Below are 21,803 nucleotides of genomic sequence, written 5' to 3'. Positions count from 1 at the left end.
ACTTTCTCTTACTCTTCTATCTTCTCCACTGTCGTAACAGAATTCATATCATAAAAACCTACGGTATTCTTATCTGAAACCACCGTCACATTGCATACATCATATAATCTGTGGTATACCTGGAACTCACCGTCACGATATCCGGTACAGCTCATGGACAATAAGTATTCCCCTCCCTGCAAGAACATATCCTGCTCAAAGGTTGCAACATAAGTCTCCCCTTCTTTTGCCAATGGAACATCCTTCTTCTCATACATGGTATTGGTTCCGGTTATTGCCACACCCTGTATATTTTTAAAGGTATAGGTAAATATCGGATCATGAATATCCTGTTTAAATTTTACTTTGGATTTCAGCCGGAATCGTGTTCCTTTTACAATTGCATTGGTATAATTACCATTCTCATCTATTATGGCAAAGTCTTCAATTTCAGCGGCACCATTGCCATATTCATCCACATCCGGATTCAGATTGTAATGCTTCTTCCACTGTCCTTCGCAGGCAGCCTCTTTGATTTCCTTTTCATCATCTTCTTCCAAGGAGCTCATGTCCATCTGGTGTGCTGCGATTTCCTCCGCCTTATCCTGATTGACCATGATTCGCTTATACATGCTTACCATTTCTTTTGGTGTACCCTCTGCCAGCTTCTTTCCTCTGTTTAAAAGTACAACACGGTCACAGTATTTGCTGATACTGCCCAGATCATGGCTGACAAAAAGAATGGTTTTTCCCATTTTCTTAAAATCTTCAAATTTCTTGTAGCATTTCGCCTGAAAGAATACGTCTCCTACCGACAACGCCTCATCGACAATCAGTATTTCCGGGTCAATATTAATTGCTACCGCAAATGCCAGCCGCACAAACATACCACTGGAATATGTCTTGACCGGCTGATGCACAAAGTCACCGATATCTGCAAAATCAAGAATATCCTGCATCTTTGCATCAATCTCTTCCCTGGAAAAACCAATCATGGTTCCATTAAGGTAGATATTCTCAATTCCGGTATATTCCATATTGAAGCCTGCGCCCAGCTCCAACAGTGCAGAAATTCTTCCATCAATCTCTACATGACCACCGGATGGATTCAAGACTCCGGTAATAATCTTAAGAATCGTAGATTTTCCGGAACCGTTGGTTCCGATTATGCCAACGGTTTCTCCTCTTTTTACATCAAAAGAAACATTATGCAGTGCATAATGTTCCTTATATAATTTCTTTCGTGTCAAGCCTAACGATTCCTTCAGTCTGTCTGAAGGTTTATCATAAAGCTTATATAATTTGCTTACATCATCTACTCTAATTGCTACTTCGCTCATATCCTATGCCTTCCTATAATACATCTGCAAAATGAATCTTCAACCGCTTAAATATCATGGTTCCGATACCGAATAATACCGCTGTCAGAAGCCAGAAGTATAAAGTCAGTGGTGCATTTTCCCAGAACCACGCCTTATTAATCAACGCATCCCGGTATCCTGCCACAATATAGTACATCGGATTCAGTTTGAATATGGTAATCAGCACTGGAGATAATTCCATGGTATCAATGTTCCACATAATCGGTGTCATCCACATCCCAACCTGCAGAACAATGTTAATCACCTGTGTTAAATCACGGAAAAAGATTACAATCGCACAGGTTGCATACACGATTCCCAATACCATAATAAACATGGCAAAGGTATAATACACAATCTGCAATGTATATAAATCCGGATAATAGTGATATGCACTATACAGCACCAGCGTAAATACTACGAAGAATACATGTACAAACAGTGCAGATACTACTTTCACAATTGGGAGAATACTTATCTTAAATACAACCTTCTTAACCAGATAGCTGTATTCAATCAGTGCATTGGTTCCACCATTTAATGCATCCTGGAAGAAGAACCAAGGCACCAGACCTGCAACCAGCCAGAGTACAAACGGAACATCAATTCCGGCTCTGGTGTTGATTCCGCCAGCCTTTAATCCCTTTTCAAATACGAACCAGTATACCACTACCGTTACAATCGGCTGTATAAATGCCCAGATAATACCAAGGTAGGAACCTGCAAATTTAGTTTTAAAATCATTCTTTGACAAATTCCAGAGCAGCTTTCTGTTCTGATACACTTCTTTCGGAAGAACAATCAGCTTTTTACCTGCTTTTAATGTAACAATAAGAATGATATCTAATACAACACACGCAAGGATTTTAACCAGAAGATACCGAAGCCACAGGCTGTCCTTTACCAGCTTCGCAATTCCCCAGTTCTCTGTATTCCATACCAGGTAAGGATCCTCTTTTTCTGCTGTCAGGTTAATACCGTCTGAAACATTATTCTGTTTTACTTCCTGCAGACGCACTGTTTCTGAAAAAACATTCTGATCTATTACCGCAGTTTTTCCATTACTTTCAACGGTTATGCCGGAAATAGTTGTCTCGGATGCTCCGCTTCCCAAATCAAAGCGAAGATATGAAGCATCTGCCGGCACGGTATATTCTAACGTTTTCTCTGTTCCAGCTTTTTTATAATTCACTCCGCTGCTTTGTTCTGCCTTGAAATCATCCGGCATTTTCTGTCCGTCTGTCAGATAGAACATCTCCATATAATTTTCTTCATCGGATGTAAGTGTTACCTTTACCGTAACCTTCTTCTCACTTAAAGCCGGTTCATATCTGAAAACCAGGATGTTCGCCAATATACCAAACAGTACCACCAGCAGGCTGGCTGCGAGTCTCTTCTTAGACATATCATTTACTCCTTATGTTACTTCAACTGCCTATCAGTCTTTCCTGCAGTTATTCTTATTCTCTGCATATGCCTTGATGCCATGCCATACTTTATCTTTGTCGGATAAAATCAAGTCTGCCTCTGTCATTCCTTCCGGCATCGGCCATTCTACTCCGATATCCGGGTCATTCCACAGAAGTCCGCCCTCATCGTTTGGATGATAGAAATCAGTAACTTTATAGCAGAATTCTGCATAATCACTTAATACGATAAATCCGTGTGCAAAATCCTTTGGAATGAAGAACTGTTTCTTATTCTCAGCAGACAAAGTAACTCCAAACCATTTTCCAAAGGTTTCAGAACCTTCTCTTAAGTCAACTGCGACGTCAAATACTTCACCGTTTACTACACGCACCAGCTTGTCCTGTGGATAGTTTAACTGGAAATGAAGTCCACGGAGCACACCTTTCTTGGATGCAGACTGGTTGTCCTGTACGAATTCACAGTCAATTCCTGCTTCCTTGAAATCATTATAGTTATAGGTCTCCATGAAATATCCTCTTGCATCTCCGAATACTGCAGGTTCAATTACTTTTAATCCTTTGATTCCATTACAGTCGTTTGTTACTTTGATTTTTCCCATTTTTCTCTTCCTCGCTTTTCTACAATAATACCCAACTCTATTTTATAATCCGTTAGCAACGTCTATCAGATACTGACCATATGCAGTCTTAAGTAATGGCTGCGCCAGCTTCTCTAACTGTGCTTTATCGATGAATCCTCTCTTGTATGCAATCTCTTCGATACAGGAAATATATAATCCCTGACGTTTCTGGAATGCTGCTACGAAGTCTGCTGCATCAAGAAGCATGTCATGGTTTCCGGTATCTAACCATGCAAATCCTCTTCCTAAGGTCTCAACCTGAAGGGTTCCACGGTTCAGATATTCATTATTAACACTTGTAATTTCAATTTCTCCTCTTGCAGATGGTTTTACATTCTTGGCAATCTCTACTACATCATTGTCATAGAAATAGAGTCCCGGAACTGCATAATTGGATTTTGGCTGAGCCGGTTTTTCTTCAATTGACAATGCTTTACCATTCTCATCAAATTCTACTACACCGTATTCTCTTGGATCTTTTACATAATATCCGAAAATGGTTGCTCCTGGCTGGCTCTCTGTACGCTCTGCTGCACTGCGAAGCACTTTAGAGAAGCTCTGTCCATAGAAAATATTATCGCCTAATACCAATGCTACTGCATCATTTCCAATGAATTTCTCACCGATGATAAATGCATCTGCAAGTCCTCTCGGCTGTTCCTGTACTGCATAAGAGAAAGACATTCCAAGCTGGCTTCCATCCCCTAATAACTCCTCAAATACCGGAAGATCTCTTGGTGTAGAGATAACCAGCACCTCACGGATTCCTGCTAACATCAGTGTAGATAATGGATAATAAATCATTGGTTTGTCATATACCGGCATAATCTGTTTCGATACTGCCTTTGTCAATGGATAAAGTCTTGTTCCGGATCCTCCGGCTAAAATAATACCTTTCATGGAAAAATCCTCCTTAATCATATTGTTTACGTTCTCCAACGCATTCTTTCACCTAATAAATCATTTAATTATAACATATTACATCGTATTTTTCATCTATATTTTCCTTAATAATTTCTGTAGTACCCGTGGAAATACTGGCGAAAACGCACAAAAAAAAGCGGACAGGTCTTGTATTTTCCTATCCGCTTCTCTTTCTATACTTCTATTTATTTATCTTTATACATATCTGCATAATATTTCTGGTAGTCACCACTGGTTACATTGTTCATCCAGTCTTCATGCTCAAGATACCATGCAATTGTCTTCTTGATACCATCTTTGAACATGGTCTCCGGCTCCCAGCCAATCTCAGCTTTGATTTTGTCCGGAGCGATTGCATAACGTCTGTCATGTCCTTTACGGTCTTCTACGTAAGTGATTAAATCTTTGCTTACATTTGCTTTTCTTGGATCATCATCCGGAAGAATCTCCTGTAAAGTTTCAATAATGATGTTGATGATTTCGATATTACGCTTCTCATTGTGTCCACCGATGTTATAAGTCTGTCCAAGACGTCCCTGCTCCTGAACCATATCGATTCCCTTTGCATGGTCATCTACATATAACCAGTCACGGATGTTCATTCCATCACCATATACCGGAAGTTTCTTTCCGTGTAAAGCATTGTTGATGATTAACGGAATCAGTTTCTCCGGGAACTGGTAAGGTCCGTAGTTATTGGATGTATTGGTAATATTTGCCGGGAAATGATAAGTATCAATATAAGATTTTACTAACATATCAGAAGATGCCTTACTTGCAGAGTATGGGCTGTGTGGCTGATATGGTGTTGTCTCATAGAAGAAGCTCTTCCCATCATCCGGAAGGGAACCATATACTTCGTCCGTGGATACGTGAAGGAATTTCTTACCTTCCTTGAAGCTTCCATCCGGAAGTTCCCATGCTTCTTTTGCACAGTTTAACATAACTGCAGTACCCATTACATTGGTATGAACGAATACTTCAGGGTTTTTGATACTACGGTCAACATGACTCTCTGCCGCGAAATGTACCACGCGGTCAATGTCATTTTCTGCAAACACTTTGCGGATTGCTTCTTTGTCTGTAATATCTGCTTTTACAAATGTATAGTTGTCTCTGTTCTCGATGTCTTTTAAATTTTCCAAGTTTCCTGCATAAGTTAATGCGTCTACATTGATAATACGAATCTCATTGTCGTATTTACGAAACATGTAGTGAATGTAGTTTGAACCAATAAATCCGGCTCCTCCAGTTACTAAATAAGTTCTCATCTTATTCTCCTCCTGATTTAAAAATCGTTTTATTATGGCACAGTCCTCATTTGTTTGTCAACTTTTTAGAAGTTTGTGCACATTTTTGTACATAATTTAACAGTTCTATTCTTTATCCAGTTTTTTCTTTCTCTCTTCGATTGCCTGCAGTTCCATTTCAAAATCCTGCCGATTCTTCTGTCCAATGGTCTGCAGGATAAGTCCCGAGAAGAATGCCTGGGTTGCTGCCAATATCGTAAAACAACAAGCAAATAAAGTCGGGAAGTTCGGCACCATTCCGGTCTTTGCATATACTACCAATACCGGTATCAGGAAACCAACTCCAAGAGCAGCCAGTATAAATGCAATAATGCCAAAGAATGACATTGGCTTATAGGTCCGGTACAGTCTTGCAATGGTACGCAGTACCTTAAATCCATCTGAATAGGTATTCAGCTTAGATACACTTCCCTCCGGTCTGTCACGGTACTCAATAATCACATTGTCTACCTGCATATTCTTATCTGCTGCATGAATGCTCATTTCTGTTTCAATTTCAAATCCCTTGGATAATACCGGGAATGATTTTACAAACTGATAACTGAACGCACGATAACCTGTCATAATATCTTTAATATCCGTGTGGAAGAAAAGATTGATAGATTTACGCACCAGGGAATTACCAAAATTGTGGAATGGTCTGGTATTTTCCTGGAAATAAGTAGAAGAAAGTCTGTCTCCTACTACCATGTCTGCTCCATGCTCTAGCACCTGTTTTATCATCTCCGGTGCTGATTCTGCCGGATAGGTATCATCTCCATCTGTCATGATATAACATTCCGCATCAATTTCACGGAACATTCTTCGAATAACATTTCCTTTTCCCTGCTGATATTCATAACGTACGACCGCACCGGCACTTCTTGCGAGCTCGTCCGTTCCATCATTGGAATTATTATCATATACATAAATAACAGCTTCCGGAATTACCCGTTTAAAATCCTCTACTACCTTTACGATTGTTTTACTCTCGTTATAGCAGGGAATCAATACTGCAATTTTATCCATTTTAGTCCCCTTTCGCTTATTTATGCACAAACAGTTTCAGATATACAGATGCCGCAAAACAGCGGAACTTGCGAATCATAACACTGCGTCTGATATCTTTCGGTGTCAGTTTCAAGCGTTCTTTGTTTTTCTCCAGTAAATGCAGATGTTCCTCTACATATACTTTTGTTTTTTCCTTGTTGCCCCCCATAACTTCTCCAGTATTTGAACCTTTTCGCACACGGAAGAAATTCAGTGGTTCGTGTATGATATAAACATCGCCTTCACATGCCAGGGAAACAAAGAAATCATAGTCTAAGATATAGGTATAATCTGTATCAAATCCTCCGATTTTCTCTGCCACATCTCTCCGGAAAGTATTTGCCTGTGGTGCTCCGAAATAATCCTGTGAAAAGAAGCCCTTCCGGCAGATTTCTTTTCCATCTACCAGTCCGCTCTTCTTATAGCGTTTATAAAAGCCTTTTCCTTTTCCATTTAAATCAATCAGCTTGGTATCACTTTCTGCAATCACTGCTGTAGGATTTGCCTCTAAAGCATCTACTTCCCGCTTCAATGCATCCGGTGATAAAATATCATCTGCACAGACAAGCTTTGCATATTTACCGGTGCATAAGGAAAGACAGCGGTTCCAGTTTCCTGACATTCCAAGATTCTTATCATTATGATAAAGCTTAATCCTCTCATCCCCGATTTTCTGAATCAGTTCATAAGTATTATCTTTTGAATTATCATCCACAATTACAAGCTCTATATTCTGATATGTCTGATTTAGAATTGAATCAATCGTATCTTTAATGTATTCCGCATTATTATATGCCGGAATACATACGCTTACTAATGGTTCCATTTTTTCACCTATTATCCCAACAGTTCTTTCATATAGACATCCAGTGCATCCTGCCAGTCTGCCATTACAAAGTCACTGGTAAGCTTAATCATATAATCCTCCAAGATAGAGTATGCCGGTCTGTTAGCGGATGCCGGATTCATCTCTTTGTACTGCTTACTGGTTACATGATTTACTTTTACATTCTTTCCTGCTCTTTTGAAGATTGCCTCTGCGAAATCTGCCCAGTTGGTATCTCCTTCACAGGTTGCATGGAAGGTTCCATAATTCTCTGTGCCTTCCAGATAATGAATCATTTTTGCTAATTCCACTGCGCTGGTAGGTGTTCCCACCTGGTCACAGACTACATTTAATTCATCATGGTTCTCTGCCAATGCCAGCATTGTCTTGACAAAGTTCTTTCCATCCCCATAAAGCCATGCTGTTCTTAAGATAAAATGTTTCTTTGCAAATTCCTTTACAAAGTTTTCACCCTCTAACTTGGTCTTTCCATAAGCACTTACCGGATTTGGTGCATCAAACTCTGTGTATGGTCTTGTCCCATTTCCTTCAAAAACATAATCCGTAGATACATGAATCATTTTTGCATCTGCTTCGGTTGCTGCAATACTTAAGTTTCTTGGTCCGATTGCATTAATCTTATATGCAAGATCCCACTGTTCCTCACACTTGTCTACATTGGTATGTGCGGCGCAGTTGATGATAACATCCGGTTTCTCTGCACGTACCAGCTTCAGTACTGCATCTACATCAGTAATATCAAGAGATACAACACCTTCTCCCTCTACTACATCTGTATTGATAAATTCCACATCACTTGCTGCATATTCCTTGCGAATTGCTCTTCCTAACTGTCCATTACATCCAGTTACCAGTATTTTTTTCATCTTTTATTCTCCTAATCCACTTTCTACGGCTTCTACCATTGCCTTTAATGCTTCGTCCTCATCATCACCTTCGCAGACAAATTCGATTTCATCTCCAAATTTGATGCACGCACCCAGTACGCTTAAAACACTTTTGGCATTAGCGGTATTTCCGCGATAATGAAATGTTACTAACGATTTATACTGCATTGCTTCCTTGCAGAGTATTCCTGCCGGACGCAAATGTAATCCTGTTGGATTCTTTATTTTAACTTTCTGACTTACCATTTCTATTCCCCTCCTGATCACAGCATTGTGTTGGTAATTAATTCAGCCAGCTTCTGTGCTTCTTCTTCAATCTCGCTCTGGTTCTTTCCCTCAATCATAACTCTTACCAGCGGCTCGGTTCCGGATGGACGAATCAGCACCCTTCCTTCCCCATTGAATTTTTCTTCCAATGCCTTGATTGCCTCTGCAATCTCAGTATATTCCATGAATTTTTCTTTCTTGTGATTCGGCACTTTGGCATTCACAAGTGCCTGCGGCAATACTTCCATCACCTCTGTCAGCTCAGACAATTTCCTGCCGGTTTCCTTCATTACCTGTAATAAATGAAGTCCGGAAAGAAGTCCGTCACCGGTTGTATTATCATCTAAAAATATAATATGTCCGGACTGCTCACCCCCGATATTATAGCCATTCTCCAGCATATTTTCAAGGACATATCTGTCTCCGACCTTGGTTTTCTCTACATGGATGCCTTCCCGCTCTCCCATCAGACTGAAGCCAAGATTGGTCATAACGGTTACTACAATGGTATTTTTCTTTAAAGTTCCTTTTTTCTTCATATGGCATCCACAGATTGCCATAAGCTGGTCGCCATCCACCAGGTTACCTTTTTCATCTACCGCAAGCATACGGTCAGCATCGCCATCAAATGCAAGGCCAACGTCTGCTTTTTCATAAACAACCCTTGCCTGAAGTTCTTCCATATGGGTGGAACCGCAGTTGGCATTGATATTGGTTCCATCGGGCTTCGTATGGATAGCAACCAGATTTGCACCCAGGTCTTTTAATGTCTTAACCGATGTATAGTAGGATGCACCCTCTGCACAGTCTATCACAATCTTCATACCGGTCAAATCAACCGGCACACATTTCTTCATAAATTTCACATATTCATCACGCAAATCAAAACGATAGTCAATTCTTCCCACACCGGATCCAATCGGCAGTACAACATCTTTCATATTATTGTGGATCAGCTCTTCGATTTCATCCTCCAACGCATCAGAAAGCTTATATCCGTCTCCATTAAAGAATTTGATTCCGTTAAACTCCATCGGATTATGGGATGCGGAAATCACAACGCCTGCATCTACTTTATGTTTTCTGGTCAGATAGGCAATCGCCGGTGTCGGCATTACCCCTACATAGATTGCATTGGCTCCTACAGAACAGATTCCTGCCATCAGTGCATTGGCAAGCATTCCACCTGAAATTCTTGTATCACATCCTACAATTAATGTCGGCTGATGTTCCTGCTCTTTCGTCAGCACATAGGCACCTGCCTGCCCAAGCTTTGTTGCCAGTTCAATGGTCAGCTCCGCTCCTGCAACACCTCTTACACCATCTGTTCCAAACATTCTGCTCATTTTCTAATCTTCCTCCGAATTTCCATTATTCGTATTATTTCCATTGGTACTGCCCGTTCCCGTTTCTGTACCACCATTCGAACCCGTATGGGTTCCATTGTCATTTCCGGTATTCGTGGTATCTGATGTATCTTCTGATTTCTTTGTTATGGTTATCACTGCAGACTGTGTTCCATTTACGGAATATAAGCTGTCATCCAGCTCCAGGGTAACTGTTACGGTATGATTACCTTCTGCCAGTCCTGCTGCATTTACATTTCCCTTAATGCTGTCTGCCATAAGTTTATCCAGATCATTCCGCAGTCCCTTTAAGGTTATTGTAACTGTACTCTCTGCGAAGACTGCTTCATAACCCTCTTTCAGATTCTGAATTGCAATGTTTTCAACCGGTATGCTATAAGATTCTGATACAATCTGCTCCACCACTGCGGTTACTTCAACATTCAGATTGTCAGCATCGACCACCTCTACATCATCCGGCAGATAAGAAGAAATGTTAATTGTCTTCACTACATTGCCAGTTGCATCGCTGATATCCAGCAGGTCTGACGGAATCACAATACTTCCGGCTGCGTTCAGTGCTTCCGGTGTTCCCTTTATCGCTATCTTATTCGGATTAATCGTCACTCCGGTGCATACAAATCCATCTGCAACCGTTCCACTCGGTTCAATTTCTACTGAAAGGTTACGGATATTAAGTATCGTAGCCGAAATTGTCACTTTATCAATATTAAAATTCAGCTTTGAGGTGTCTACCGCCTCACCGTTTGCATTATATACAACCGGGACTACACTATCCGTCAAGTCTGCGGATGCACCTGTTACATCAATGGTTGCTTCTACATGATCAATCTGATTCACCACCGATTCCGGTCCGGTTACTTTTAAGATGTTCGGAGATACCCGCACATCTCCCACCGCATAATTCTCAGCTGCATCTCCTACCGTTTTTGCCTTAATAGAAAACTGTGACAGCATCAGATCTTCTACATTTACTTCCATATACTGTGTTTTGCCCTGGAAGTTCACCGCAGACGCATATCGTGTTGCAGTTATCTCAATCGGTACCCGGTATACACCGTCTACCTGCTCAACATTTTCCATATCTGCTACTGCCCGGAAGTCAGTATTGCTCAAGTTCTTCATAACAGAACGCACAGTAGAAACCTTAAAGGTTACCTGCAGATTACTGTCCTTTGCTTCAAAGTATTTGCCCTGCTGTGTCATATAATCCGAATTGGTTATCGTAATAGACGCGGTAAAGTTCTTCGCCTGTGTCGGATCATCAATGTTGACAACAACAAGCCACAGCACAACAGAGAAGAATAATGTTGCAACCTTCAGTCCAAAATTATTCGTCACCAGTTTTGTCAGCTTTTTTAACATTGCGTAACCTCCTCTTCAGTAATTGGAAGCGCTTTGGTTCGATATTGCTGCTCTGGAGAAATTTCAGTTTGCTGCGCAGAAACTCCGCATCCACATTACGGTACAGCTGTCCACCCATCGCAATAGAAACCTTTCCGGTTTCCTCTGATACCACAATTGTAAGAGAATCACTCACTTCACTAATTCCAACTGCTGCACGATGTCTGGTTCCCAGATCCTTGCTCAGTTCCAGGCTGTCAGACAGTGGCAGATAACAGGTTGCAGAGACAACCCTGTCCCCACGTACAATAATAGCTCCGTCATGTAACGGAGTGTTCTTTTCAAATATATTAATCAGAAGCTGGCTTGATACCAGGGAATCCAGCGCAATACCAGTTCTTTCGTATTCTGTCAGCATAATTTCATTTTCCACTACAATCAGGGCTCCGGTCTTCACCTTACCCATCTCATAGCTTGCCTTTACCAGTTCTCCAATCGTATGGTCATTGAAACGTTCCACTCCGTTTTTTCCAAAATCAAAAGAAAAGAGGGATGAAATAAATTTTTTTCGTCCCAATTCTTCCAGTGCTTTCCGGAGCTCCGGCTGGAAGATAACAACGATTGCAATAATTGCTACATTAATCGTCTTCTCTGCTATCCAGAGAATTGTATTCATCTGGAAGATTGCTGCCACAAGTACAAACGCTAAAATCACAAGAATTCCTTTTAACAGCATCCATGCCCGTGTATCCTTAATCCATTTCAGGACGTGATAAAACAGGAATGCAATAATAAGCATTTCTACAATATCAGTCTTTGATACCGTAATGTTCAAAACGCTTACCCACGCCAGATAATTTTCTTTAAAATTTTCCAACACTGTCAAAAATGACTGCACCTGTTCCACTTCCTCTCTGTCTTATTTCAGCAAATCTTCGTCTATATCCATTTCCTCTGCCAATGCTTTGCGGGAAATACGTTCTTTTTCCTCATCCTTGGCTGCGATACGTTTTACCTTTTTCTCCTTGGTTGTAACATAAATCTTCGGTACCGCTTTTACATAATAGTAATATTCATCATCCTCAAACTGTACCCGTTCTGTCCTGCTATAATCCAGGTTAAAGAACAGGAACTGCTGTATCAATGCAATCACCGTAGAAATTACGCCTCCTACAATAATCCAGACGATTCGTCCCTTGATGCCCAGCATTACAAAACCGCTGGTCAGCACAGTAAGTCCAATCAGAATACCCGCCAGTGATGCCACTGTCCATGCATGATCTATAGACAGGCGGCGCACTACATAAACCACCAGTAAAATCACAATAAAAGTTGCCAGCACCAGATACATTTCCTTATTTCCCAGCAGCTGGTTGATTGCTACCACCATCTTAGAAGCCGCATTGCTGTCCTCTTCCACTGCACTTAATACTGCCTCATTTTCCTTTATTCCCTTCAGGAAATAAAACATCACAGTTCCGCTCACAATAGATGCAGCAGATGCCGGTGTACGTAACAGTCCTGCCGAAATCGGCATGATATATGGGGTATGTAATGCAAATGTTATCGGTGTCAGCACTGCATAATAACCATCTTTTGGTGAAAACCGTAAATACAGCAGTGCGATAACCAGCATAAGAATCAGTCCTACCACGCATACATCCATAGACAGTGCAAATAAATGTGCAGCAATCAGAATGAACGCAAACAACAGGATAGCATTGACCGGAAGAACCGCACATAACAGTGCCAGTACCAGTGTTACCGGAAGTCCGGCCAGTCTGGTCATATAGCCAATATTTTGATTGATCAGCAGAAATACCACTGTTGCCAGAATAAACTTAAGTACCGGCACCACATATATTTCATTTTTTCCAAAAAAGCGGATTAACCGCTCCTTCAGTTCGAGTAAACCCGTCATCCTAAACCTCCCAGTCATCCGTATTAGATATATTTTCTTCCTCACGATACAGACTGCTCACTCTCTTCAGTCTGTTATAATACTCCTTTACCTGTTTTCTCCCCTTTGTATATCTACGATTATAAATAATATAAGTAATCATAAGATAAGCAGCCAGAAATACCAGATACACCATTACAATCCGGATGCCAAATCCAATCATATTCATATCATTAATTTTCTTTACCAGATTCTCCATGTCGTAAAAAAGCCACAGCACAAAAAGAAGTCCGAACGCAATGGTTCCGGCAAAAAAGCTTTTTATCAACTCCATGGCAACATAATCTCTTCTAAAATACTGTGTTGCTTTCTGGCAGGCTTTACTTTCTTCATTTTCGAATTCTGACAGCTTTGTCATATGTCTGACGCGTTCTTTACTAATCATACTCTGCTCCTAAACAAACTCTCTTTAGTATAACATAGATATTATCTTCTGAAAAGAAAAAACTGCCACCAGTCACTGCGGCAGTTCTTAATCTACAGTTACAGATATCTCATCTTATCTCTTTCCTTCGGTCTCTTATCCAACTGAGGCTCCACCGGTTTTTTCTTTATTACACTCTGGAAGTCCGTTTCCATTTTACGTTTGCATTTCTCACAGAAACGCCCTGTTTTGATAATTGTTCCACAGCCTTCACATTCCAGACCAAGTGGTGAATCTTCTGAAAAGACAAGTCTTTCTTCACGCACCCACTGTTTAATCTGTTTTACAGAAACATTATTATCTTCCGATACAACCTGTATCGGAGTATTCGGGTTCTGCCGCAAATATTCTTTTACCTCCTGGAACTTCTCTTCCAGTTTATCTTTGCAGGCTTTACATAACGGTACGCCCCCATAATAATTAAATAATCTTCCGCATCCTTTGCAGTTTCTTACGTCCATTCTTTCTCCTCCTAATGCCCCCTGCCAATGCTAATGCAAAGTACATAAACCTCTTGTATTCCTGATACCTTCAAACATTCTGCTGCTGCATCCACGGTACTTCCAGTTGTGTAAATGTCATCTACAAGCAGAACTTTTCTTAATTGTACTATATTTTGTGCGATTGTAAAAGCCTTTTTCAGATTTTTCTTGCGCTCCTGGTCATTAAGTTCCTTCTGGGGTCTGGTATTTATACACCGATATAGCAATTTCGTTTCTACCGGAATTCCGGTACGTTTTCCTATTTCCTTTGCAAAGAGTTCTGCCTGATTATACCCTCTCTCCCTCCTGCGTTTCCGATGCAGCGGAACCGGTATGATTGCATCTATCCCCAGTCTTGAAATCCACCGGGCATACTGTATACATGCCATTTTTCCATAAAAAGCTGCATATTCACGCCGATTGGCATATTTAAAACGATACAGCGAGTGTTGCACTGCCCCCTGATAGACAAATACTGCCTTTCCCGAATCAAAAAAATGTTTTTTCCGGTCACAGTCACCACAATATTCCTTCCTGGCATTCCCAATGGGTTTTCCGCACCGTTTACAGACCGGTTCCTGCACCAGTTCTGCCTTTCCGATGCACTCCGGGCAGATTTTTCCATCCGGCGGTATCACCTCATCACACAGTGGGCATCTTCTTGGGAATATAATATCAAGTATATTCATTATTTCCTTTCCAAAACTCTCTTTGCACATATTAGCACAGTCCCTTTTGCAAAAACATTAACATTCTCTTAATTTTTCCTGATAAAAATAGGATTTAATTTATTGACTTATTTTTCTCTACTTATTATAATTAGTCTATTCGAATTAACGCTTTAATGCATAAACGCACAGACGCACGAACGCGTTAAATCAAAAAAATATTACATATTTCAGGAGGAAATTATTATGAAAAAAATGAAGAAATTTCTCTCTCTTTCAGTTGCAGCAGTTCTTGCACTCAGCATGACCGCCTGTGGCTCTAAAGCAGGAGATACCCAAAACGCTGACGCTACAGAGAAAAGTTCATCCAACGCTACAGAGAAAAGTTCATCCAACGCAAAGTACACCGTTGGCATCTGTCAGCTCGTACAGCATGAGGCATTAGATGCTGCAACAAAAGGATTCAAAGACTATCTTACCGAGAAATTAGGTGATGACGTTGTTTTTGACGAGCAGAACGCCCAGGGTGATTCTGCCACATGTGCAACTATCGTCAACTCCTTCGTTTCCAAAAACGAAGACCTGATTCTTGCAAATGCAACTGCTCCTCTTCAGTCTGCAGCTGCTGCAACTACAGATATTCCTATTCTTGGAACTTCCGTAACAGATTACGCAACCGCTCTTGACATTTCTGACTGGTCAGGCACAACAGGACGTAACATTTCTGGAACTTCTGACTTAGCTCCTCTGTCCGAGCAGGCAGCTATGTTAAATGAATTATTCCCGGATGCTAAAAATGTCGGACTGCTTTACTGCTCCGCAGAAGCAAACTCACAGTATCAGATTGATGTTATCAAAGAAGAATTAGAAAAATTAAATTACACCTGTACTGCATATTCTTTCGTTGATTCCAACGATATTGCAAGTGTTGTCCAGAGTGCTGTAAATGATAACGATGTTCTTTACGTTCCTACCGACAACACTGCAGCTTCCAATACAGAAGTTATCAATAACATTGCAGGGGAAGCCGGTGTTCCAATTATTGCAGGTGAAGCCGGTATCTGCAAAGGATGTGGTGTTGCTACCTTATCCATCAGCTACTATGACCTTGGATATCAGACAGGTAAAATGGCATACGAAATCTTAGTAAATGGTGCAGACCCATCCACTATGGAAGTTGAATTTGCTCCAGCAGTTACCAAACAGTACAACCCTGACATCTGTGAGAAGCTTGGCATCACTGTCCCAGACGATTACAAAGCTTTAGACATGTCTGAGTAATTTTTACTTTTGAATTATTTATTTAGAAACCGGAGGAACTTATTGTGGAATTGCAAATTGCTGATTTATTAAACGCTATGCCCGGTGCTGTAGCCCAGGGATTAATCTGGGGTATTATGGCAATCGGTGTATACATCACTTTTAAAATACAGGATGTGGCAGACTTAACCGTGGATGGAACCATGAGTCTTGGCGGTGCTGTCTGTGTTACTCTGATTGCTTCTGGACAGAATATCTGGGTAGCAATCCTTGCCGCTACCATATCCGGTATGCTGGCAGGATTAATTACCGGAATCTTCCATACAAAAATGGGAATCCCGGTAATCCTTGCAGGTATTTTAACCCAGCTTGGATTATACTCCATTAACTTAAAGATTCTTGGCGGCAAATCCAACCAGGCAATCAGCGCTGACAAATACGATTTAATTGTATCTTTACGATATGTAAAAAATGTGGCTTTTTATAAAAACACCATATTTATCGTTGCTATCTTTGTCATCGCCATTATAGCTATCCTGTACTGGTTCTTCGGAACTGCAAGAGGCTGTTCTATCCGTGCTACCGGATGCAACCCGAATATGAGCCGTGCCCAGGGTATCAACACAAATTTCAATACCGTAATCGGTTTAATGATTTCCAACGGTCTTGTTGGTCTTGCCAGTGCTCTTTACTCACAGTATCAGGGATTTGCTGATGTCAATGCAGGACGTGGTGCTATCGTAATCGGTCTTGCTGCCGTTATTATCGGTACTGTATTGTTCGAAAAGATTTTCCACAACTTTGCGTTGAAGCTTTTATCTGTCGCTATCGGTGCTGTTATTTACTACGCTGTACTTCAGATTGTTATCTGGCTTGGTCTTGATACTAACTACTTAAAGCTGTTATCTGCGCTTGTGGTTGCTTTCTTCCTTGCAGTTCCTTACTGGAAGAAGAAATATTTTACAAAACCAGTAAAGAAAGGAGCCAAAACCAATGCTTAAAGTTGATCATATTTACAAAACATTTAATCCGGGAACCATTAACGAAAAAACCGCTCTTAACGGCACTACCCTTACTTTAAACGAAGGTGATTTCGTTACTGTCATCGGTGGAAATGGTGCCGGAAAATCCACTTTATTAAATGCCATTGCAGGAGTCTTTCTTGTAGATGAAGGTTCCATTTCTATTGATGACGTAGATGTTACAAGAATGTCCGAGCACAGACGTGCCAGTTTCTTAGGACGCGTATTCCAGGATCCTATGATGGGAACTGCTGCTACCATGGGAATCGATGAGAATCTTGCCCTCGCTGCCCGTCGTGGCAAAAGCAGAGGTCTTGGAAGCGGTATTACCAAGGCAGAAAGAGCACATTACAAAGAATTGTTAAAAGAGCTGGATTTAGGACTTGAGAACCGTCTTACCTCTAAAGTCGGACTGCTTTCCGGTGGTCAGCGTCAGGCACTGACTCTTCTTATGGCTACTTTAAACCGTCCAAAACTGCTTCTCTTAGATGAGCACACCGCTGCTTTGGATCCAAAGACTGCTGCAAAGGTTCTTACTCTTTCGGATAAAATAGTTGCAGAGCAGAACCTTACCACTCTGATGGTAACACACAACATGCGTGATGCAATTGTTCATGGCAACCGTCTGATTATGATGAATGAAGGTCAGGTTATCTTAGATATTTCCGGAGAAGAGAAAAAGAATCTTACCGTAGAAGATTTATTAGAGAAATTTGAAGAAATCAGTGGCGAAGAATTTGCCAATGACAAAGCTTTATTATCCAAGTAATTGGTATCTGCCGGTTTTTAAACGAAAATTGACAAATGATTTGCTTTGCAAGTTGTCAGACACGCAAAAACCAGCCGGAATTCTGCAAAATACAGCATTTCGGCTGGTTTTTCTTTCCAGGCACCCGTAAGAAGCGGTCGGAGGAAGGTTCTACATGTCTGTACAGTCAACCACCTCTACACATTTTCTTCCAGTCTTGCCCGCAGACCGCTGTATCTGGTCTGTTCTGTAATATTCTGTTCCATCTCATAGAAGCACATTTCATTTCCCACAAGTGTTACACACTTTCTTGCACGGGTTACCGCTGTATACAAAAGGTTCCTGTTCATTAGCATTCTCGGTCCCCCAAGAAGCGGAATTACAACTGCCGGATATTCACTACCCTGGGATTTATGTATTGTAATGGCATATGCCAGTTCCAGTTCCTCTAATATTTTAAAGGAGTACTCTACCACCTTGTCTTCATCATAGACCACGGTCATTGTCTCTTTATAATCATTGATTTCACGGATAATTCCCGTATCCCCATTAAACACACCGGTTCCACGGTCAATGGCAAATCCATATTTACTCAAGACCTCCCACTCCAGCTGATAATTATTTTTTATCTGCATGACCTTGTCCCCTTCGCGGAACACTTTATCGCCATACTCTTTTTCTTTCTTATCCGGAGCGGGAGGATTTAAGTATCGCTGCAGGATGGCATTCAATCGTTCTACGCCCAGATTTCCTTTTTTCATCGGAGTCAGCACCTGTATATCATAAGGCTGTGCATTTACAAATTTAGGCAGTTTCTGCATAATCAGCTGCAGTACCACATTGATAATCACATCTGCATCATATCGTTTCAGGAAAAAGAAATCCATGCTCTTGTTATCTAACACTACTTCTTCTCCCCGGTTGATTTTATGGGCATTGACAATGATATCACTCTGGGATGCCTGTCGGAAAATCTTGGTAAGCTGTACCACATGGAACTGTCCGCTGTCGATAATATCCTTTAATACGCTTCCCGGTCCTACGCTCGGAAGCTGGTTTACGTCTCCTACCAGAATCAGTCTTGTTCCGGCTACCATTGCCTTCAGAAGGGACTGCATCAGGCTGATATCCACCATAGACATCTCATCGATAATTACAACATCCGTTTCCAGTGGATTACTTTCATTTCGTTCGAATCCTACCGCTCCTTCCATTCCACCGTTTAATTCCAGCATCCGGTGTATGGTTTTAGCTTCATATCCGGTCATTTCGCTCATTCGCTTTGCAGCTCTTCCGGTAGGTGCTGCCAGGAAAATGTCCAGGCCTTCCAGTTCAAAATATTTGATAATACTGTTAATTGTCGTCGTCTTACCAGTTCCGGGTCCACCGGTGATTACCAAAAGTCCGTTTCTTACTGCCTCCGAAACAGCCTCTTTCTGGTGTTCATCCAGTTCCATGCCGGTCTGCTTCTCAATCTTATGGATTCGCTGGATAATCTCTGCATCTGACACATCATAGGCAATATCCAGATTCTTAAGCATCATGGCTGTATTTACTTCCGTATAATAGAGTGGTGCACCATAAATCTGAACCTGTTCGCACTCCTGTTTCATAATGATTTTCCGCTCTATTGACAAATCCATATACTGCTTTTCGATTGCTTCTTCTGTTACACCCAGAAGCTCTCCTGCACGCTTTGTCAGTTCTTCCTCCGGCAGAAAGGTATGTCCCTCTCCGGATGCCTGCAAAAGTGTATACAATATACCGCTTCGGATTCGAAAATCAGAATCTGTATGAATACCGACTTTCTTAGCAATTTCATCTGCAATCCGAAATCCCACACCACTGATATCATCCGCCAGACGATATGGATTCTCCTGAATGATGCCGTATACTTCCTGTCCGTATTCTTTATAGATTTTCACCGCAAGATTCAGTGTAATGCCATACTGCTGCAAAAATACCATTGCCTGACGCAGATCTCGTTTTTCAGAGACCTGGTCTGATATTTCCATTGCTTTCCGTTCACTGATTCCTTTCACTTCCGCTAACCGCTCCGGTTCTTCTTCGATAATCCGGAAGGTATCGCCTTTAAATCTTCTTACAATTCTTGCTGCAAGTGCCGCACCAATCCCTTTAATTGCTCCGGAGCCAAGATAACGCTCAATGGACAGTTCATCGGTTGGTTCTTTCTCCACATAGCTTTCAGCTTTAAACTGCTTTCCATAGGTCGGATGTGCCGTATATTCACCGGTCACTTCGATATTCTCTCCCTCACTGATTCCCGAAAAGATTCCCACGCAGGTAATCTCTTCTTCTTCGCAAACCAGCACCAGTACCGTATAGCCATTGTCAGCATTTCGATATATGATATGATCTACATAACCGGTTATCGTCTCCATCGTCTTTCCTTTCCAATCGAACACAGAATGTGCCTTGGCACATTCTTGCGCCTGCGGCGGTCGCTTGCGACATCTGCCTTATACGCCGCAGTGTGCATCCTCGCGGAGCGTTTTTTACTTTACAGGAAAGCAATTTCCTGTAAAGTAAGAGAAGGCTGTCATATAATGACAGCCCCTTTTATCGTCTTTTCTAAATTCTATTCCATATTATAATTACGCTTCATCTGCTCATACAGCTGCTGCGCCAGACTGTTACTTCCGCCACTCTGTTCTACTGACTGGCTTGCCAGCTTCTGAATCATCTCGTCTTCAAAATAATCCGTCATCTGGCTCATACTGGCATCCTGGTCTTCGTTCTCCGGAATGGTTTTCTTCATTTCCTTATAAACCTGTTCCAAAAAATAAGCTTCAAATTCCTTGCAGACATCCATCAGTTCATCATCCGTTGCACCTGATAAATCTGAATTCAATGTCTTCTCCAGTCCATTGGAACTGTTACTTGCCTGTGATGCAGTTGTATTCAGTAATGTCGAAATATTATCCATCGATATACTCATATTTTACCCTGCCTTTAGAACTATCTTCTTAATGAATTTGCCTGTCCAAGCATCTCATCTGCTGCCTGAATCGCCTTAGAGTTTAATTCATATGCACGCTGTGCAATAATCATATTAACCATCTCGTCTGCTACCTGGACATTGGATGCTTCCAGATAATTCTGGCATACCTTGCTTCTGGTCAGTCCCGGAGTAGTCAGCTCATTCATCGGATTACCGGATGCTGCTGTTGCAACCAAAAGACTTCCGGAATCCTTTTCCAGTCCAGCCGGATTGGTAAACTGATATACGCCAATCTGTCTGTTCATATCTATGGTATTGCCTGCCGCATCTTTATAATAGAACTTTCCATCATTTGATACTTCGATAGATGATGCCGTCACACCATCCGGCAGAACAATTTCATTTCCATTACTATCTAATACCGGAAGGCCGGCTTCATTGCAAAGTGTCGTTCCATTAGTTCCGATTGCCCAGCCAAATTTACCATTTCTGGTATAGTATGTCTGTCCATCTTCTCCACGCACTGTGAAAAATCCTTTTCCTTCCAACGCAAATGCCGTATTGCTGGAATTGGCAATTAATGCTCCATTGGTAAAATCAGATGTAATAGAGGCTACTCTGGTTCCCAGTCCTACCTGAACCGGAACCGGCTTTTCATCACCATTTGCAGAAGTTGTCTTAGACTGCAGTGTCTGATACAGCAGCGATTTAAATTCTGCCTGTTCGGATTTGTAACCTGTTGTATTTACATTCGATAAGTTATTAGAAATCGAATCAATATTTGTCTGCTGTGCAATCATTCCTGATGCAGCAGTCCACAATGCTCTCATCATAAGCCCTGCGCTCCTTATCTCTCTTGCACCATCCGTGGCCAGTCTTTTATGAAACGTACCTGTTTCCTACTTATTTATA

The 21,803-nt window shown here is 41.4% G+C and carries 22 protein-coding genes; 3 read left to right on the top strand and 19 right to left on the bottom strand.

What is annotated here, in order from left to right; all coding sequences use genetic code 11:
* Positions 1–8: 8 nt before the first annotated feature.
* The 16 genes from LKD41_RS04530 to LKD41_RS04455 all read right to left on the bottom strand — a co-directional run bounded on the left by LKD41_RS04530 (position 9) and on the right by LKD41_RS04455 (position 14,920).
* On the bottom strand, positions 9–1,319 hold the full coding sequence (locus LKD41_RS04530; protein WP_227700518.1) for an ABC transporter ATP-binding protein: 1,311 nt from the start codon (positions 1,317–1,319) through the stop codon (positions 9–11).
* 13 nt (positions 1,320–1,332) lie between these two features.
* A complete protein-coding gene (locus LKD41_RS04525) occupies positions 1,333–2,745 on the bottom strand; it encodes an ABC transporter permease (RefSeq protein ID WP_227700517.1) in 1,413 nt (470 codons plus the stop codon).
* 33 nt (positions 2,746–2,778) lie between these two features.
* Positions 2,779–3,369 carry a dTDP-4-dehydrorhamnose 3,5-epimerase gene (gene rfbC / locus LKD41_RS04520; RefSeq protein WP_118639078.1) on the bottom strand — a complete coding sequence of 197 codons (591 nt, stop codon included), beginning with the start codon at positions 3,367–3,369 and terminating at the stop codon, positions 2,779–2,781.
* A 42-nt stretch (positions 3,370–3,411) separates the two neighbouring features.
* On the bottom strand, positions 3,412–4,290 hold the full coding sequence (gene rfbA / locus LKD41_RS04515) for a glucose-1-phosphate thymidylyltransferase RfbA (RefSeq protein WP_227700516.1): 879 nt from the start codon (positions 4,288–4,290) through the stop codon (positions 3,412–3,414).
* A gap of 209 nt (positions 4,291–4,499) precedes the next feature.
* Positions 4,500–5,585 (bottom strand): dTDP-glucose 4,6-dehydratase, encoded by a 1,086-nt coding sequence (gene rfbB / locus LKD41_RS04510; protein ID WP_022244503.1) that lies wholly within the window; start codon positions 5,583–5,585, stop codon positions 4,500–4,502.
* Positions 5,586–5,690: 105 nt separating this feature from the next.
* A complete protein-coding gene (locus LKD41_RS04505; RefSeq protein ID WP_022244504.1) occupies positions 5,691–6,632 on the bottom strand; it encodes a glycosyltransferase family 2 protein in 942 nt (313 codons plus the stop codon).
* Between the two features lie 16 nt (positions 6,633–6,648).
* On the bottom strand, positions 6,649–7,479 hold the full coding sequence (locus tag LKD41_RS04500; RefSeq protein WP_227700515.1) for a glycosyltransferase family 2 protein: 831 nt from the start codon (positions 7,477–7,479) through the stop codon (positions 6,649–6,651).
* An 11-nt stretch (positions 7,480–7,490) separates the two neighbouring features.
* The gene (rfbD, locus tag LKD41_RS04495; RefSeq protein WP_022244506.1) at positions 7,491–8,366 is read right to left on the bottom strand and encodes a dTDP-4-dehydrorhamnose reductase; all 876 of its coding nucleotides are present in this window, start codon (positions 8,364–8,366) and stop codon (positions 7,491–7,493) included.
* Between the two features lie 3 nt (positions 8,367–8,369).
* Complete coding sequence (locus LKD41_RS04490) at positions 8,370–8,633, bottom strand: HPr family phosphocarrier protein (RefSeq protein ID WP_022244507.1); 264 nt, start codon at positions 8,631–8,633, stop codon at positions 8,370–8,372.
* A gap of 17 nt (positions 8,634–8,650) precedes the next feature.
* On the bottom strand, positions 8,651–10,000 hold the full coding sequence (gene glmM, locus LKD41_RS04485; RefSeq protein ID WP_227700514.1) for a phosphoglucosamine mutase: 1,350 nt from the start codon (positions 9,998–10,000) through the stop codon (positions 8,651–8,653).
* Between the two features lie 3 nt (positions 10,001–10,003).
* Positions 10,004–11,386, bottom strand: a complete 1,383-nt coding sequence (locus tag LKD41_RS04480; RefSeq protein WP_227700513.1) for a CdaR family protein — start codon at positions 11,384–11,386, stop codon at positions 10,004–10,006.
* Entirely contained in the window at positions 11,352–12,263 is a 912-nt protein-coding gene (gene cdaA / locus LKD41_RS04475) for a diadenylate cyclase CdaA (RefSeq protein ID WP_330414758.1), read from the bottom strand. Before cdaA ends, LKD41_RS04480 begins: the two co-directional genes overlap by 35 nt.
* 21 nt (positions 12,264–12,284) lie before the next feature.
* Positions 12,285–13,286: a hypothetical protein gene (locus tag LKD41_RS04470; protein WP_227700512.1), complete on the bottom strand. Its 1,002-nt coding sequence runs from the start codon at positions 13,284–13,286 to the stop codon at positions 12,285–12,287.
* Between the two features lies 1 nt (position 13,287).
* Positions 13,288–13,710 carry a hypothetical protein gene (locus LKD41_RS04465; protein ID WP_022244512.1) on the bottom strand — a complete coding sequence of 141 codons (423 nt, stop codon included), beginning with the start codon at positions 13,708–13,710 and terminating at the stop codon, positions 13,288–13,290.
* A 98-nt stretch (positions 13,711–13,808) separates the two neighbouring features.
* Positions 13,809–14,210: a hypothetical protein gene (locus LKD41_RS04460; RefSeq protein WP_022244513.1), complete on the bottom strand. Its 402-nt coding sequence runs from the start codon at positions 14,208–14,210 to the stop codon at positions 13,809–13,811.
* A gap of 11 nt (positions 14,211–14,221) precedes the next feature.
* Positions 14,222–14,920 carry a ComF family protein gene (locus LKD41_RS04455; protein WP_227700511.1) on the bottom strand — a complete coding sequence of 233 codons (699 nt, stop codon included), beginning with the start codon at positions 14,918–14,920 and terminating at the stop codon, positions 14,222–14,224.
* A gap of 225 nt (positions 14,921–15,145) precedes the next feature.
* Between LKD41_RS04455 and LKD41_RS04450 the strand changes: the two genes are divergently transcribed.
* The 3 genes from LKD41_RS04450 to LKD41_RS04440 are packed head-to-tail and all read left to right on the top strand — an operon-like array spanning position 15,146 to position 17,950.
* Positions 15,146–16,180, top strand: coding sequence for an ABC transporter substrate-binding protein (locus LKD41_RS04450; protein WP_022244515.1), 1,035 nt, complete (start codon positions 15,146–15,148; stop codon positions 16,178–16,180).
* Positions 16,181–16,230: 50 nt separating this feature from the next.
* Entirely contained in the window at positions 16,231–17,160 is a 930-nt protein-coding gene (locus tag LKD41_RS04445) for an ABC transporter permease (protein ID WP_117698468.1), read from the top strand.
* Positions 17,153–17,950 carry an ABC transporter ATP-binding protein gene (locus tag LKD41_RS04440; RefSeq protein WP_022244517.1) on the top strand — a complete coding sequence of 266 codons (798 nt, stop codon included), beginning with the start codon at positions 17,153–17,155 and terminating at the stop codon, positions 17,948–17,950. The genes LKD41_RS04445 and LKD41_RS04440 overlap by 8 nt, the downstream gene beginning before the upstream one ends.
* A 176-nt stretch (positions 17,951–18,126) precedes the next feature.
* Here the strand turns inward: LKD41_RS04440 and recD2 are convergent, their stop codons facing one another.
* The 3 genes from recD2 to LKD41_RS04425 all read right to left on the bottom strand — a co-directional run bounded on the left by recD2 (position 18,127) and on the right by LKD41_RS04425 (position 21,724).
* Positions 18,127–20,331: an SF1B family DNA helicase RecD2 gene (gene recD2, locus LKD41_RS04435; RefSeq protein ID WP_227700510.1), complete on the bottom strand. Its 2,205-nt coding sequence runs from the start codon at positions 20,329–20,331 to the stop codon at positions 18,127–18,129.
* 197 nt (positions 20,332–20,528) lie between these two features.
* Complete coding sequence (locus LKD41_RS04430; protein ID WP_118639069.1) at positions 20,529–20,888, bottom strand: rod-binding protein; 360 nt, start codon at positions 20,886–20,888, stop codon at positions 20,529–20,531.
* Between the two features lie 20 nt (positions 20,889–20,908).
* A complete protein-coding gene (locus LKD41_RS04425) occupies positions 20,909–21,724 on the bottom strand; it encodes a flagellar hook-basal body protein (RefSeq protein WP_022244520.1) in 816 nt (271 codons plus the stop codon).
* Between the last annotated feature and the right edge of the window lie 79 nt (positions 21,725–21,803).

The organism is Roseburia sp. CLA-AA-H209 (assembly GCF_020687575.1).
Classification (GTDB): domain Bacteria; phylum Bacillota; class Clostridia; order Lachnospirales; family Lachnospiraceae; genus Roseburia_C; species Roseburia_C amylophila.
Note: the sequence above shows the minus strand (reverse complement) of the source record. Positions and strands in the feature narration are given on the sequence as shown.